14 protein-coding genes and 2 pseudogenes (1 of these 16 running past the window's edge) are annotated in these 14636 nt (G+C 44.0%); all 16 read left to right on the top strand.

From position 1 onward, the window contains the following. Positions 1–31: 31 nt before the first annotated feature. Positions 32–712 carry an orotate phosphoribosyltransferase gene (pyrE, locus tag DQQ01_RS11555; protein WP_111920166.1) on the top strand — a complete coding sequence of 227 codons (681 nt, stop codon included), beginning with the start codon at positions 32–34 and terminating at the stop codon, positions 710–712. A gap of 23 nt (positions 713–735) precedes the next feature. Beyond that, on the top strand, positions 736–888 hold the full coding sequence (locus tag DQQ01_RS16100; protein ID WP_199797957.1) for a hypothetical protein: 153 nt from the start codon (positions 736–738) through the stop codon (positions 886–888). A gap of 121 nt (positions 889–1009) precedes the next feature. Beyond that, complete coding sequence (locus tag DQQ01_RS11550) at positions 1010–1483, top strand: VanZ family protein (protein ID WP_111920920.1); 474 nt, start codon at positions 1010–1012, stop codon at positions 1481–1483. Continuing rightward, entirely contained in the window at positions 1483–1803 is a 321-nt protein-coding gene (locus tag DQQ01_RS11545) for a DUF6142 family protein (protein WP_111920165.1), read from the top strand. Before DQQ01_RS11550 ends, DQQ01_RS11545 begins: the two co-directional genes overlap by 1 nt. Before the next feature lie 24 nt (positions 1804–1827). Continuing rightward, positions 1828–2418, top strand: coding sequence for an HD domain-containing protein (locus DQQ01_RS11540; RefSeq protein ID WP_111920164.1), 591 nt, complete (start codon positions 1828–1830; stop codon positions 2416–2418). Next, complete coding sequence (locus DQQ01_RS11535; RefSeq protein WP_111920163.1) at positions 2411–4459, top strand: aminopeptidase; 2049 nt, start codon at positions 2411–2413, stop codon at positions 4457–4459. The genes DQQ01_RS11540 and DQQ01_RS11535 overlap by 8 nt, the downstream gene beginning before the upstream one ends. A 91-nt stretch (positions 4460–4550) precedes the next feature. Then, positions 4551–5054 carry a 5-(carboxyamino)imidazole ribonucleotide mutase gene (gene purE, locus DQQ01_RS11530; RefSeq protein ID WP_111920162.1) on the top strand — a complete coding sequence of 168 codons (504 nt, stop codon included), beginning with the start codon at positions 4551–4553 and terminating at the stop codon, positions 5052–5054. 28 nt (positions 5055–5082) lie between these two features. Beyond that, a complete protein-coding gene (purM, locus tag DQQ01_RS11525) occupies positions 5083–6108 on the top strand; it encodes a phosphoribosylformylglycinamidine cyclo-ligase (RefSeq protein ID WP_111920161.1) in 1026 nt (341 codons plus the stop codon). Positions 6109–6178: 70 nt separating this feature from the next. Then, positions 6179–6808 carry a phosphoribosylglycinamide formyltransferase gene (gene purN / locus DQQ01_RS11520; RefSeq protein ID WP_199797956.1) on the top strand — a complete coding sequence of 210 codons (630 nt, stop codon included), beginning with the start codon at positions 6179–6181 and terminating at the stop codon, positions 6806–6808. A gap of 33 nt (positions 6809–6841) precedes the next feature. Next, positions 6842–8116, top strand: coding sequence for a phosphoribosylamine--glycine ligase (purD, locus tag DQQ01_RS11515; RefSeq protein ID WP_111920160.1), 1275 nt, complete (start codon positions 6842–6844; stop codon positions 8114–8116). Positions 8117–8345: 229 nt separating this feature from the next. After that, positions 8346–9696: pseudogene (locus tag DQQ01_RS11510) on the top strand (MATE family efflux transporter). Positions 9697–9763: 67 nt separating this feature from the next. Then, positions 9764–10129 (top strand): annotated as a pseudogene (locus tag DQQ01_RS11505) (GntR family transcriptional regulator); the annotation flags it as partial. A gap of 25 nt (positions 10130–10154) precedes the next feature. After that, entirely contained in the window at positions 10155–12614 is a 2460-nt protein-coding gene (locus DQQ01_RS11500) for an ATP-dependent Clp protease ATP-binding subunit (protein ID WP_111920158.1), read from the top strand. A 71-nt stretch (positions 12615–12685) separates the two neighbouring features. Continuing rightward, on the top strand, positions 12686–13099 hold the full coding sequence (locus tag DQQ01_RS11495) for an endosialidase (RefSeq protein WP_111920157.1): 414 nt from the start codon (positions 12686–12688) through the stop codon (positions 13097–13099). Positions 13100–13207: 108 nt separating this feature from the next. Further along, the gene (gene radA, locus DQQ01_RS11490) at positions 13208–14590 is read left to right on the top strand and encodes a DNA repair protein RadA (RefSeq protein ID WP_111920156.1); all 1383 of its coding nucleotides are present in this window, start codon (positions 13208–13210) and stop codon (positions 14588–14590) included. 13 nt (positions 14591–14603) lie between these two features. Further along, a protein-coding gene (locus tag DQQ01_RS11485) for an MFS transporter (RefSeq protein ID WP_242980355.1) crosses the window boundary here: on the top strand, positions 14604–14636 show its beginning. The gene runs 1206 nt beyond the window's last position; 33 of the gene's 1239 nt are visible here — the first part of the coding sequence; it begins with the start codon at positions 14604–14606; its stop codon lies off the right edge, out of view.

The raw sequence follows: 14636 nt of genomic DNA, 5'->3' as shown, positions 1-14636 counted from the left end.
AGAAAAGCCCGTTAAATGGAGGTTTCAGAAAATGGAAGCATATAAAGCAGAGTTTATTGACTTTATGGTAGAGAGTAATGTTTTAAAATTTGGAGAATTTACCTTAAAAAGCGGAAGAAAATCCCCCTTTTTCATGAATGCAGGGGCTTATGTCACAGGTTCTCAGTTGAAGAAGCTGGGAGAATATTATGCAAAGGCCATTCATGATAAATATGGTGATGATTTTGACGTACTGTTTGGTCCGGCTTATAAGGGAATCCCTATCAGCGTGGTAACAGCCATTGCCTACAGTGAATTGTACGGGAAAGAAGTGCGTTACTGTTCCGACCGTAAGGAGGAAAAAGACCATGGTGCAGACAAGGGAAGTTTCCTTGGAAGCAAGCTGCAGGATGGGGACAGAGTTGTGATGATTGAAGATGTTACAACTTCCGGAAAATCCATGGAAGAAACTGTACCAAAGGTAAGAGGTGCAGCCAATGTGGAAATCGTAGGTCTTATGGTTTCCTTAAACCGTATGGAAGTAGGAAAAGGCGGCGTAAAGAGCGCTCTGGAGGAAGTAAAGGACACTTATGGATTTGAAACCAATGCCATTGTTACCATGGAAGAGGTGGTAGAGCATTTGCACAACAAAGAGTGTAATGGCAAAATTGTCATTAATGACGAAATTAAAGAAGCCATTGATGCATATTATGAACAGTACGGTGTGAAATAAAATTTGAGAAGGAAGGGTTTCTGATGAACGAAAAAATTTATAAAACTATGTCCCGCTGTGCAGCAGGTTCTATTGCAACCGGGATTGTTGTGCTGGTGACAGGGGCAACTGCAGGTATTTTAATGTTGGTAACCGGTGCCAGATTATTGAAAAGAAAATCAGAAATTACATTTTAAATTTTCATGAGTGAGAAAGGGGGATTGTCGCGGGAACAGCAGTCCGGAGGACTTTTGTGTTTCCCGGCTGCTGCGGCAGCCCTTTTTTCTTTATTTACAGATTAGGATTGAGGTTGAAAAATTGAATAAAAGGATAAAGAAGAGAATTAAAACCGCAGGTGCGGTTTTGTTTGTCATATATATTCTTGCACTGATTTACTTTCTCTTTTTTGCAGAGCGATTTGGACAACTGGATTTTGCAGAAAGAGAGTATCACTATAATCTTGTGCTGTTTCAGGAAATTAAGAGATTCTGGACCTATCGAAAACAACTGGGAGCTTTGGCTGTAGCAGCAAATCTTCTGGGAAATGTGGTGGGATTTATTCCCTTTGGTTTGATTCTTCCTGTTGTCAGCCGTGATGCAAGAGGTTTTTTCTTTATTACTTTCTCTGGATTTACCCTGAGCCTTTGTGTGGAAACCGTTCAGCTTGTCACAAAGCTGGGGTGCTTTGATGTAGATGATTTAGTGATGAATACTCTGGGGGCTGCATTGGGATATCTCCTGTTTGCAGTCAGCCATTTGATATATAGAAATTGGAAAAGGAGAGCAAAATAATGGCAGGAAAACGATACAAATATGATTTTGCAAAGAAAAAGCATTCCCCAAAAGGAGTGATTTCCTCGGTGTTTGCAGGAATCTCTTTGGGATTTTTTTGCATTGCAGCAGTTGCCTCCCTTATTTTTCACGGGAAAGGCGGAATGTATCTGGGAGCTTTGGGGCTCATTGCTATGGGGCTTTCTATATACGGATTTATTCTGGGACTGAAAAGCTTTTCTGAGAAAAACAGGGATCAGCTTTTCTGCAAGATCGGCTCAGCGGGGAATGGTGTGCTGATGGTGATCTGGCTGGGGCTGTTTTTGGCAGGACTGGCATAAAACACAAAAGGGGAGGAAACGCAGATGGAAGAACGGTTGAAAAAACAAATGGAATTTTTACTGGAAATGGATAAACTGAAATTTATTAACCGCCAGACCTATTTATCGGACAGTGTGCGGAAGGAGAATGATGCAGAGCATTCCTGGCATCTGGCCTTAATGGCAGTGCTTTTAGCAGAACATGCAGATGAAGAGGTAGATTTATTAAAGGTTATTACCATGGTACTGATTCACGATCTGGTAGAAATTGACGCAGGAGATACCTATGCCTATGATGAGGCAGGGAAGCAGACACAGAGGGCAAGGGAAGAAAAAGCGGCAGACCGGATTTTCGGCATGCTTCCAAAAGACCAGGGGGAGAATTTCCGCGCACTCTGGGAAGAGTTTGACGCATACGAAACACCGGAAGCAAAATTTGCCCATGTGTGCGACAATGTACAGCCTTTGATGCTGAATCATGCCACAGATGGGAAATCCTGGAGAGAAAGAGGGATTAAGCGCTCTCAGGTGGAAAAACGAAATAGCCGTGTGGGAGAAAGTTCACAGACTATGAAAACCTATATTGAAGAAATTTTAGATAAAAATGTGGAGAAAGGAAATTTGAAAAATGAGTGATGCATGGATAATGGAACGCTTTTCTCTTATGAAAGAAAGAATTTCAGAAATCTGTCAGGAGGAAGTAGTAAAAGAACCCTACAGGGCTTATTTTAAAAGTACAGCCCTGTTTATCGGACAAGTGATGGAGCTTCATGAAAAGCTGCAGCAGGGCTGGCTGGAAACTGCAGAGTTAGAGGATCTGGAAGAAAACAACCAGAAACTGTATGGAGATATTCTGCCTTCTCATTATGCCTGTTCTTACGGAAATCCGGCATGGGCAGTGCAGACCCTGGGAGCAGAGTTTGGAGCGCTTTTAAGTTTTTTGTATACAGAAGTCAGAGGTTTGATTGTTTTTGCATATGAGAACCGTCTTTTTGATATGACAGTGGTTATGGAGCTTTTTGTGCAGGTATATAACCTTTTTGAGGAGGAAGAAATTTCTGCAAAAGACGTCAAAGAAGCTGTGTACTGGTATGTGAGTGATTACAGTGATGAGATGGTAGGGCGAAGAGTGCAGGAGGGCGTGGATCCCTCTCTTGACTTTGCTGTACAGATTCTGAAAAAAAGTGATTTGTCTGATGTGCGTTATTTATATCGCTTTGGAGAATATGTCACAGAGAACGAAATCGGTATGGCAAAATTTTTGAATACACTTTCAGAAGAAGAAATCCAGGCAATGGCACGGACCTTTACAGAGGGCTACCGTACAGGATTTGCCCTGACAGGAAAGGATATTACAAAGAAAAAGACCGTGAATATCCGTTTCCAACTGGGCTTTGAGCGTATGGTAAAAGCTGCCATTGGACAGTTCGAGGACATGGATTTGAAACCTGTGATTTACAGAAGTGCAGTGCATACAGTAAACAAAAAGCAGCATCACAGAATCGGCTATTATGGGGCAATTCCAAATCCACAGTTTGAATATGACCACAAAGATGACGCTGCCCTGTATCTGGATCATGAGTTTATCCAGAGAAAACTCCGGGTGCTGCAGGTGGCTTATGAGCAGGTAAAGACTTTGGCAGCTGTTCATGGAGGCCCGGCGTGTATGGAAACCTTTGGGGAGATTCCTTTTGCGCCGGAAAAGAAAAAAGAGGCCTGCACACTTTCTTCTCATCAGCAGAAGCTGCAGGTTACCTATGACAATGAAGCCGGTCAGATTGTGAATCGATATATCAAAGGTGAAGAGCGCAGTTTTACCATTATTGCCTATCCGGTTATGGAAATTGGGGAACAGTTTGAAGAGATATTCAAGGAAACTGTGAAAATCAATACCCTGGACAACCACCTCTACCGTGAGATTCAGCAGAATATCATTGATGCGCTGGACAAGGGGGAAACGGTTCATATTCAGGGAAAGGAGGGAAATGCCACAGATTTGACAGTGAAGCTGCATCATCTGGAAAATCCGGAAAAGCAGACAAATTTTGAAAACTGTGTGGCAGATGTAAACATTCCGGTAGGTGAGGTATTTACTTCTCCTGTCTTAAAGGGAACCAATGGAACTCTGGCAGTTTCCAGAGTGTTCTTAAACGGACTGGAATATAGGGATTTAAAAATAGAGTTTACAGACGGAAAGATTTCCGGCTACAGCTGCGGTAATTTTGATTCCGAGGAAGAAAACAGGAATTTTATCAAAGAAAATCTCCTGTATCATCACGATACTCTTCCTCTTGGGGAATTTGCCATCGGAACCAACACCACGGCTTATGTCATGGCACAGAAATATCAGATAGGACATCTTCTGCCCATTCTCATTGCAGAAAAGATGGGACCTCACTTTGCCGTAGGGGACACCTGCTATAGCTGGTGCGAAGATACGGCAGTGTATAATCCGGACGGAAAAGAGATTATTGCAAGGGATAATGAGGTTTCCATTCTCAGAAAAGAAGATATAAGCAAAGCTTATCTCGGCTGCCACACAGATATTACTATACCTTATGATGAGCTGGATAACATAAGGGTGCAGACCCCAGACGGGGACTGGGTTTCCATTATTGAGGGCGGCAGATTCGTGCTTCCGAAAACAGAAGCATTAAATGAGCCGTTTCCTGCTTGACAAGACCTGTCACAATATGTAAAATTGTGCTGTGTGGAAGTATAAGCGGTGAAAAATCCGCGGAAATTTTTAAATATAAAGGAGAATAATCATGGCAAAAGTTGGAATTGTTATGGGCAGTGACTCTGATATGCCTGTTATGAGCAAAGCAGCAGACATGCTGGAAAAATTCGGGATTGAATACGAGATGACGATTATCTCAGCACACAGAGAACCCGATGTATTCTTTGAATATGCGAAATCCGCAGAAGAAAAAGGATTTAAGGTTATCATTGCAGGTGCAGGTATGGCAGCGCATCTTCCAGGTATGTGTGCAGCCATTTTCCCAATGCCGGTTATCGGTATTCCGATGCACACCACATCACTGGGAGGAAGAGATTCCCTGTACTCTATTGTACAGATGCCTTCCGGTATTCCGGTTGCAACGGTAGCGATTAACGGAGGAGCCAATGCGGCAATTCTGGCAGCCAAGATTTTAGCTACTTCTGATGCAGAGTTGCTTCAGAAATTAAAAGACTACAAGGAAGAGTTAAAAGACCAGGTTGTGGCAAAAGATGTAAAACTGCAGGAAGTAGGATATAAAAACTATAAATAAGCACCGAAAAACGGCGAGGAGGATAAAAATGGATTACAAGAAAGCTGGCGTAGATATTGAAGCTGGTTACAAATCAGTGGAATTAATGAAAGAACATGTAAAGAAAACCATGCGCGAGGAAGTGCTTGGGGGCCTGGGCGGATTTTCCGGTGCTTTTTCTCTGAAAAAAATCAAAGAAATGGAAGACCCGGTTCTTTTGTCCGGTACAGACGGTTGCGGCACAAAGGTAAAGCTGGCATATCTTATGGACAAACATGACACCATTGGGATTGATGCGGTGGCAATGTGCGTCAACGACATTGCCTGTGCAGGCGGAGAACCTTTATTTTTCCTGGACTACATTGCATGCGGTAAGAATTATCCTGAAAAAATCGCAGAAATCGTAAAAGGTGTGGCAGAAGGCTGTCTGCAGTCTGATGCGGCGTTAATCGGAGGCGAAACAGCAGAACATCCGGGACTTATGCCGGAGGAAGAATATGATTTGGCAGGTTTTGCAGTTGGTGTGGTGGAACGTAAGGACTTAATTAACGGCGAGAACTTAAATGAGGGAGATGTGCTGATTGGTATGGCATCTTCCGGCGTACACAGCAATGGATTTTCTCTGGTTCGTAAGGTTTTTGAGATGACAAAAGAATCTCTGGACACTTATTATGACGAGCTGGGAAAAACTCTGGGAGAAGCGCTCTTAGCTCCAACCAGAATCTATGTAAAGGCTTTAAAAAATGTAAAGGAAGCAGGAGTTACGGTAAAAGCCTGCAGTCATATTACAGGCGGCGGTTTCTATGAAAACGTGCCGAGAATGTTAAAAGACGGCGTTTGTGCAGTGATTGAAAAGGACAGCTATCCGATTCCTCCAATCTTTACTTTAATGGCAAAAAAAGGCGAAATCGAAGAAACCATGATGTACAATACCTTTAACATGGGGCTTGGTATGATTGTGGCAGTAGACGCTAAAGATGTGGATAAAACTATGGAAGCAATGAAAGCTGCCGGAGATATTCCTTATGTGGTAGGTAAAATTGAAGCAGGGGAAAAAGGCGTAAAATTAGTTTAGTATCATAGAAAAAGGAAGTCAGGGTTGCCGGAGGCAGCCCTTTTCCTGTCGAATAGAGAGGCTGAAAAATATGATGAAAATGGCAGTTTTGGTATCCGGAGGCGGAACCAACCTTCAGGCAATTTTAGATGCCATGGACAGCGGCAGGATTACCAATGCCCAGGTGTCTGTGGTAATCAGCAACAATGAAAATGCGTATGCTCTGGAGCGCGCAAAAAAGCACGGAATTCCGGCGCAGTGTGTATCCCCGAAAAATTATGAAACCAGAGCGCTTTTTAACGAGGCGTTGCTTGCAGCCATTCAGTCCTATGAGGTGGATTTGGTGGTGCTGGCAGGTTGCCTGGTGGTAATTCCGGAGATTATGGTAAAGGCGTATCCAAACAGGATCATCAATATTCACCCTTCCCTGATACCGGCTTTTTGCGGAACCGGGTATTATGGTTTAAAGGTACACGAAGGTGTGCTGCAAAGAGGGGTTAAAGTAACGGGAGCCACCGTACATTTTGTGGATGAGGGAACAGATACTGGCCCCATTATTCTGCAGAAGGCGGTAGCGGTGCAGCAGGGCGACACACCGGAGCTTCTGCAAAGGAGAGTGATGGAAGAGGCAGAATGGCAGATTATGCCAGAGGCCATTGATTTGATTGCCAACAACAGGGTAGAAGTCATAGACGGAATTGTAAAAATCCGTGAAGCATAGAACGTATTAAAAAGCGAAAGGGGCAGAAAATTTATGAAAGTATTGATTATCGGAAGCGGCGGAAGAGAACATGCCATTGCGTGGAAGGTGGCAAAAAGTCCAAAGGTGGACAAGATTTACTGTGCACCGGGAAATGCAGGAATTGCAGAAGTGGCAGAGTGTGTAAATATTGGCGCTATGGAATTTGATAAGCTGGCAGCTTTTGCAAAGGAAAAGGAAATCGACCTGACGGTTGTAGGCATGGATGACCCTCTGGTGGGAGGCGTGGTTGATGTCTTTGAAAAAGAGGGACTTCGCGTGTTCGGACCCAGAAAAAATGCTGCGATTCTGGAAGGATCCAAGGCTTTTTCCAAGGATTTAATGAAAAAATATAACATTCCTACAGCAGGCTATGAAAACTTTGAAAACGCAGACGAAGCGCTGACATATCTCAGAGAAAAGGCAGATTTCCCCATTGTATTAAAAGCAGACGGTCTGGCTCTGGGAAAAGGTGTTTTAATCTGTAATACTCTGGAGGAAGCAGAAGAAGGCGTAAAGGAAATTATGCTGGATAAAAAATTCGGTTCAGCAGGCAATACTCTGGTAGTAGAAGAATTTATGACAGGACGTGAGGTTTCTGTGCTTTCCTTTGTAGACGGAAAGACCATTAAGACCATGACGTCAGCTCAGGACCATAAACGTGCAAAAGACGGCGATGAGGGCTTAAATACCGGAGGTATGGGGACCTTTTCTCCAAGTCCCTTCTATACAAAAGAGGTGGATGATTTCTGCGAAAAATACATTTATCAGGCAACCGTAGATGCTATGGCAGCAGAGGGCAGAGAATTTAAAGGGATTATTTTCTTTGGTTTAATGCTCACAGAAAACGGACCCAAGGTGCTGGAATACAATGCCCGCTTTGGAGATCCGGAGGCGCAGGTGGTGATTCCAAGACTGAAAAACGATATTGTGGAAGTTTTTGAAGCCTGTGTGGACGGCAGATTAGATGAGGTAGATCTGCAGTTTGAGGACAATGCAGCTGTGTGTGTGGTACTGGCGTCTGACGGATATCCGGTATCCTATGAAAAGGGATTTCCGATTGAAGGACTGGACAGCTTTAAGGATAAAGAAGGCTATTATGTTTTCCACGCAGGAACTGCTTTAAAAGACGGCAAAATTGTGACAAATGGCGGACGTGTGCTGGGTGTTACAGCAAAGGGTGCAGACTTAAAAGAGGCAAGAGCCAATGCTTATAAAGCAACCGAATGGATTCAGTTTGCTAATAAATATAAGAGAAATGACATCGGAAAAGCCATTGACGAAGCATAAAACTGCATTGCAATAGGCTTGTTCAGGTAATGCTGCCGCACAAAATGCTCAGGAGGACTGTTTTGTGCGGCAGAAAAAGAGCTGGCAGCTCAGCCGCTTGGAAGATGTATCCTTTTTATTCCCGTTCTTTTTCCTTTCCGTCCGTTCCTGGGCAGTTTACCATTTCCTCATAAATTCCGCAGCAATTGAGAACAATTAACAGAATAAAAAAGAGAGGTTTTTTACAAGTATGTCAAATGCAATTTCAAAAGATTTCAGGCTTTTTTCGTTGTTGAAATTTGCCTTTCCAACCATGGTTATGATGGTTTTTATGTCCCTGTACACCATTGTGGACGGGATTTTTGTGTCCAGGCTGGTAAATACACAGGCGCTTTCTGCCGTAAATATTGTGTATCCGGTTATCAGTCTTTTAGTGGCAGTAGGCGTTATGCTGGCAACCGGAGGCAGCGCGGTGATTGCCCGAAAAATGGGAGAGAATAAGTCTGAGGAAGCGCGCCGGGATTTTTCTTTTCTTGTTTTGACAGGCATTTTGGCAGGTGTGGCTTTCTTTGTGCTGGGAAATGCGTTCCTCCCTCAGTTGGTTCGTATGTTGGGCGCTACTGATGGTGCTTATGCCTTATTGTGAGGAATATTTGCGAATCCTTTTGTATCTGGCGCCTGCCTGTGTGCTGCAGCTTTTGTTTCAGACTTTTTTTGTTACAGCAGGAAGACCGACCATAGGCCTTGCGCTGACCATTGGGGGCGGACTTTTGAATATGGTTCTGGACTATATTTTTATGGGGCCTCTGCAAATGGGGATTGCAGGTGCGGCGCTGGCAACCGGCATCGGACAGCTTCTTCCGGCGGTGGTAGGATTTTTGTATTTTCTTTTTGTAAAGGAATCTTTGTACCTTGTGAGGCCGCGGCTGGATTTTATGGTTTTAAGGGAAAGCTGCTTTAACGGCTCTTCGGAAATGGTAACCAATCTCTCTACCGCTGTGGTTACCTTTCTTTTTAACATTGTTATGATGCGGCTTTTGGGAGAAAACGGAGTTGCGGCAATTACCATTGTTTTGTACGGACAGTTTCTGTTTAATGCGCTGTACATGGGCTTTTCCATGGGGGTTGCACCAGTTATCAGCTTTAATTACGGAAGAAAAAATACAGCGCTTTTGCAGCGGATTTTTAAAATCTGTATATGGTTTATTGGCATATCCTCTGTTCTGATTACTATTTTTGCCCTGCTATCAGGGGGAACAATTGTGGAAATCTTTACGCCAAAAGGAACACAAACCTATGAAATTGCCAAAAAAGGCTTTTTTCTGTTTTCCTTTAATTATATTTTTGCTGGTATTAATATTTTTGCCTCGTCTATGTTCACTGCGTTTTCAGACGGAAAAATATCGGCAATTATATCCTTTGTTCGTACTTTTGTCATGATTGTACTGAATATTCTTTTGCTGCCCCTTCTTATGGGAGTAAACGGTGTATGGCTGGCTGTGCCCAGTGCAGAGTTTATGACTGTGCTTTTATCCCTGTATTATTTTAACCGGAAAAAAGAGGATTATGGATACATAAAAATAAAAAGGAAGAGAGAATAGAATTTCAGTTTGACCAAAAGTGCTAATTATGCTATATTGAATATAACAATAGGAAGCAGGTGAGAATATGCTGATAGAAATTGATTTTAACAGTGATGAAGCAATTTATGTACAGCTTTGCAACCAGATTATCATGGGAATTGCCACAGACCAGTTGAAGATTGGAGAAGCGCTCCCTTCTGTACGTCAACTTGCAGATACCGTGGGAATCAACATGCATACGGTGAATAAGGCGTATTCTGTGTTGCGCCAGGAGGGATTTGTAACCATTGACCGTCGAAAAGGAGCAGTTATTTGCATTGATGAAAACAAAATCAGAGCTCTGGAAGAAATGAAGGAAAATCTGTTGGTGCTTCTGGCAAAGGGCTGTTGTAAGAACATTACGCGGGAAGAGGTGCATGCCTTAATTGATGAAATTTTTGACGAGTACAAAGTATTAAACAGAACAGGAGATTTGCATGAAGAATCAATATTCAAAATGGGCATTGCGGGCATTAAAAACTGCCGAACAGACGGCAAAGTCCTGTAATCATAATTATATCGGAACCGAACATCTTCTGGCAGGGCTTCTGGCAGGAGAAGAAACAGCGGCAGGGATTCTGTTAAAGGAAGCAGGCGTTACAAAAGAGCGGCTTCAGAACCTGATTGAAAAACTGGTGGCGCCTTCTCAGGGCGTGCTTTTAGAAGAACCTCAGGGCTATACCCCCAGGGCAAGAAAGGTGCTGTCGCTGGCAGAAGAAGAGGCAGAGCGACTTGAGAGCCGGGAAGTGGGAACAGAGCATTTGCTCCTTGCCATGCTGAAGGAATATGACTGTGTAGGAGCCAGGCTGCTACACACCATGGGGGTGAATATTCAGGGACTTTACGCAGAGGCTCTGAAGACCATGGGAAAAGAGGGAACGCTTACAAAAGAAGAGGCGGCAGGAGATTTTCAAAAAGGCATTTCAAAAGCAGCAACGCCTATGCTTGCACAGTTTGGCAGGGATTTGACAGAGATGGCAGAGCAGGGACTTTTAGATCCGGTGGTTGGCAGAGAGAAAGAAATCAACCGTATGATTCAGATTTTGAGCAGAAGGACAAAGAACAATCCCTGTCTGATTGGAGAGCCTGGAGTGGGAAAAACCGCTATTACAGAAGGGCTTGCACAGCGGATTGTGAGAGGTCTGGTGCCGGAGAGTATGGCGGATAAACGAATTATTGTGCTGGATTTGTCCGCTATGGTGGCAGGTTCCAAATATCGCGGAGAATTTGAGGAGCGAATCAAAAGAGTAATTGCAGAGGTTTCCGGGGACAGAAGAATGCTCCTGTTTCTCGACGAGCTTCATACTCTGATCGGCGCCGGGGGTGCAGAGGGCGCTCTGGACGCCTCCAATATTTTAAAACCGGCTCTTTCAAGAGGAGAGATTCAGCTTATCGGCGCTACCACCATTGAGGAATACCGCAGACATATTGAGAAGGACGCAGCCCTTGAGCGGCGTTTTCAGCCAGTGATGGTAGAGGAACCCACAAAGGAGGAGGCAGAGAAAATCCTGAAGGGTCTGGTGCCTTATTACGAAAAGCACCACGGAGTTTCCATTGAGGAAAGTGCTGTAAAGGCAGCCGTTGCCATGGGAGTCCGCTATATCAATGACCGCTTTTTGCCGGACAAGGCGCTGGATTTGCTGGACGAAGCATGCTCTAAGGTACAGTTGGCAGGATATAAGACACCGGAAGGGCTTGTGGAGGCAGAAAAGCGTCTGAAAAGTCTGTATGAAGAAAAAGAAGAGGCTGTAAAAAGACAGGATTTTGTTCTTGCAAAGGAGCTTCAGGCACAGCAGCAGGAAACAAAAGAGCAGATAGAAAAGGCAAGAGTGCGTTTTGAGAAGCAGTGTAGGCGCAAAAAGCTGGCGGTTACAGAAGCACAGATTGCCCAGGTAGTGGCAGAGTGGACAAAAATTCCTGTGGAGAAGCTCACAGAAGGAGAGTCCAAACGTCTGGCAAAACTGGAACAGCTTCTTCATAAGCGGGTCATTGGACAGGAGGAAGCAGTCACAGCAGTGGCAAAAGCCGTGAAACGAGGTAGAGTGGGATTAAAAGATCCCAAGCGTCCCATTGGTTCCTTCCTTCTTTTAGGCCCTACCGGTGTGGGAAAGACGGAACTTTCCAAAGCATTGGCAGAGGCGGTGTTTGGCAGAGAAGACGCCATGATTCGCGTGGATATGTCAGAATATATGGAAAAACATAGTGTTTCCAAGCTGATAGGTTCTCCGCCGGGATATGTAGGCTATGAAGAGGGCGGACAGCTCAGTGAGAAAGTGCGGAGAAATCCCTACAGTGTGCTGCTATTTGATGAGATTGAAAAGGCACACCCTGATGTCTTTAACATTCTTCTGCAGGTTTTAGATGATGGACACATTACAGATGCCCAGGGCAGAAGAGTAGACTTTAAAGAAACCATTATCATTATGACCTCCAATGCAGGAGCGCAGTCCATTGTAGAGCCGAAAAAGCTGGGATTCGGAGCAGCAGACAGTGAAGCGGCAGATTATAAAAAGATGAAGGAAAATGTTATGGAAGAGGTAAAACGCCTCTTCAGACCGGAATTTTTGAACCGTATTGATGACATCATTGTCTTCCATATGCTGAACAAAGAAGAAGTAAAGAAAATTACAGGGCTGCTGTTAAAGGAATTTGTTACACGTTGCAGGGTGCAGATGAAGATAGAAGTAAAAGTCAGAGATAGCGTGAAAGAGCTGATTGCAAAAGAGGGATTTGACCCGAAATATGGAGCCAGACCTTTAAAAAGAGCTATTCAGAATAAAATCGAAGACCCTATGGCAGAGGAAATTCTGGAGGGGAAGATCAAGGCAGGAGATCAGGTTGTGATTGGACTGTCTAAACAAACTATAAAATTTATGGTAAATGTACAAAATGACTAGAAAAAAATGTGCTTTTATGGTAACATTGATATACAAAAAGAAACAAAAGACAGAAGCGGGAGGACATAACTATGTCAGTGGTAAAAGAATTAATTCGTACAGAAGAAAACGGCAAAATCAGCTTTGGGAACTACGAGTTGGCACAAAAATCAAAATTGTCAGATTTTGAGTATGACGGAGATATGTACAAGGTTAAAACATATAATGAAATTACAAAACTGGAAAGAAACGGAATGTTTGTCTATGAATCTGTTCCCGGCACAACGGTATTGAATCTGGACACCAGAGAAGATGGCATGAGCTTTATTGTAGAAGGACCGAAGGACGCGCAGATTACTGTAGAGGTTGAGGAAGATGCTGAGTACAAGGTAACCATTGACGGTGAAGAGGCAGGTCAGATGAAGACAAACCTGGGTGGTAAGTTATCCTTCAGTGTGGAGTTGGAACAGGCAGAGCAGGTTTCCGTTTGCATTGAAAAGGTCTGAACTGTCGGTCTTCATAAGAGCAGTCTTAAAAAATAAGATGCAGGGTCGGGAGTGAATATCCCGGCTCTGCTTTTGCTTTACAGGAAATTTTAAATAACAGGAGGTATTATGGCAAAAGCGAAAAAAAGTGTATTTTTCTGCCAGAACTGTGGATATGAGTCTTCAAAATGGCTGGGACAGTGTCCGGGCTGCAGGGAATGGAATTCCTTTGTGGAGGAAACGGTTTCTGCAGGAGGAAAGGCAGCCCCGGCAAAAGGAATCTCCGGTTCGGAGGGACGTACAGGCAAAAAAAATGAGCCGGTCAGGCTTGCCGAAATTCAGGTCAGGGAAGCCGACAGAGTTTCAACCAATATGGAAGAACTGGATCGAGTATTAGGCGGAGGAATCGTACCTGGCTCTATGGTGCTGGTCGGCGGAGATCCGGGAATCGGAAAATCCACCCTGCTTTTACAGGTATGCAGACAGCTCACCATCCAGGGACATAAGGTGTTGTATATATCAGGGGAGGAATCTCTTCGCCAGATTAAGCTACGGGCAAAACGCATTGGAGAATTTAATGAGCATTTATATTTGCTTTGTGAAACCAATCTGGAAATAATTCGCAGTACCATTGAGCGGCTGAAGCCGGAAATGGTGGTGATTGATTCCATTCAGACTATGTACAATGAAGAGGTGTCCTCTGCGCCGGGCAGTGTGTCCCAGGTGAGGGAATCCACCGGAATTCTCATGCAGATTGCAAAAGGATTAGGAATTTCAGTGTTTATTGTAGGACATGTGACAAAGGACGGAAGTGTAGCAGGTCCCAGAGTTCTGGAGCATATGGTAGATACGGTTCTGTACTTTGAGGGGGATAGGCAGCTTGCTTACCGTATTTTGCGAGGGGTTAAAAACCGTTTTGGCTCTACCAATGAAATTGGTGTTTTTGAGATGCGGGAAAAGGGGCTGGAGGAGGTGAAAAATCCTTCTCAGGCGTTGTTGAACGGACGTCCTACTGATGCGTCCGGCACAACAGTAGTCTGTTCAGTGGAAGGTACCCGCCCTATTTTGATAGAAATTCAGGCGCTGGTAACCAGGACAAATTTCGGACTGCCAAGGAGAACCTCTGTGGGAATTGATTACAATCGTGTGAATCTTCTCATGGCAGTGCTGGAGAAAAGAGCTGGGATTCGTCTGGGCGACTGTGATGCCTATGTAAATCTGGCGGGCGGTATGAAGCTGGGGGAGCCTGCCATTGATTTGGGAATTGTGTTATCTCTTGTATCCAGTTACAAAAATCAGGTCATAGATGAAGGAACACTGATTTTCGGAGAAGTAGGACTTTCTGGGGAAGTCCGGGGTGTCAGTATGGCGGAAACCAGAGTGCGGGAGGCAGAAAAGCTGGGCTTTACTTCCTGCATTATGCCGAAAACCAATGTAGAGGGGATACAGGGAAAATATAAAATAAAATTAATAGGAGTATCGAATATTAAAGAAGCTATGGAACATATTTAAGAGGGAATGACACATGAAAAAGATATTTGACAGAATGTTTGGGCAA

The sequence above is a fragment of the Blautia argi genome, from assembly GCF_003287895.1.
In the GTDB taxonomy this organism is placed as follows: Bacteria; Bacillota; Clostridia; order Lachnospirales; family Lachnospiraceae; genus Blautia; species Blautia argi.
This window is presented reverse-complemented; position numbering and strand designations above follow the sequence as displayed.

What these genes read in the sequence shown, in the direction of transcription:
- pyrE (WP_111920166.1), top strand. Translation starts at nt 32, where the DNA reads ATGGAAGCATATAAAGCAGAGTTTATTGACTTTATGGTAGAGAGTAAT.
- DQQ01_RS16100 (WP_199797957.1), top strand. Translation starts at nt 736, where the DNA reads ATGAACGAAAAAATTTATAAAACTATGTCCCGCTGTGCAGCAGGTTCT.
- DQQ01_RS11545 (WP_111920165.1), top strand. Translation starts at nt 1,483, where the DNA reads ATGGCAGGAAAACGATACAAATATGATTTTGCAAAGAAAAAGCATTCC.
- DQQ01_RS11540 (WP_111920164.1), top strand. Translation starts at nt 1,828, where the DNA reads ATGGAAGAACGGTTGAAAAAACAAATGGAATTTTTACTGGAAATGGAT.
- DQQ01_RS11535 (WP_111920163.1), top strand. Translation starts at nt 2,411, where the DNA reads ATGAGTGATGCATGGATAATGGAACGCTTTTCTCTTATGAAAGAAAGA.
- purE (WP_111920162.1), top strand. Translation starts at nt 4,551, where the DNA reads ATGGCAAAAGTTGGAATTGTTATGGGCAGTGACTCTGATATGCCTGTT.
- purM (WP_111920161.1), top strand. Translation starts at nt 5,083, where the DNA reads ATGGATTACAAGAAAGCTGGCGTAGATATTGAAGCTGGTTACAAATCA.
- purN (WP_199797956.1), top strand. Translation starts at nt 6,179, where the DNA reads ATGATGAAAATGGCAGTTTTGGTATCCGGAGGCGGAACCAACCTTCAG.
- purD (WP_111920160.1), top strand. Translation starts at nt 6,842, where the DNA reads ATGAAAGTATTGATTATCGGAAGCGGCGGAAGAGAACATGCCATTGCG.
- DQQ01_RS11500 (WP_111920158.1), top strand. Translation starts at nt 10,155, where the DNA reads ATGAAGAATCAATATTCAAAATGGGCATTGCGGGCATTAAAAACTGCC.
- DQQ01_RS11495 (WP_111920157.1), top strand. Translation starts at nt 12,686, where the DNA reads ATGTCAGTGGTAAAAGAATTAATTCGTACAGAAGAAAACGGCAAAATC.
- radA (WP_111920156.1), top strand. Translation starts at nt 13,208, where the DNA reads ATGGCAAAAGCGAAAAAAAGTGTATTTTTCTGCCAGAACTGTGGATAT.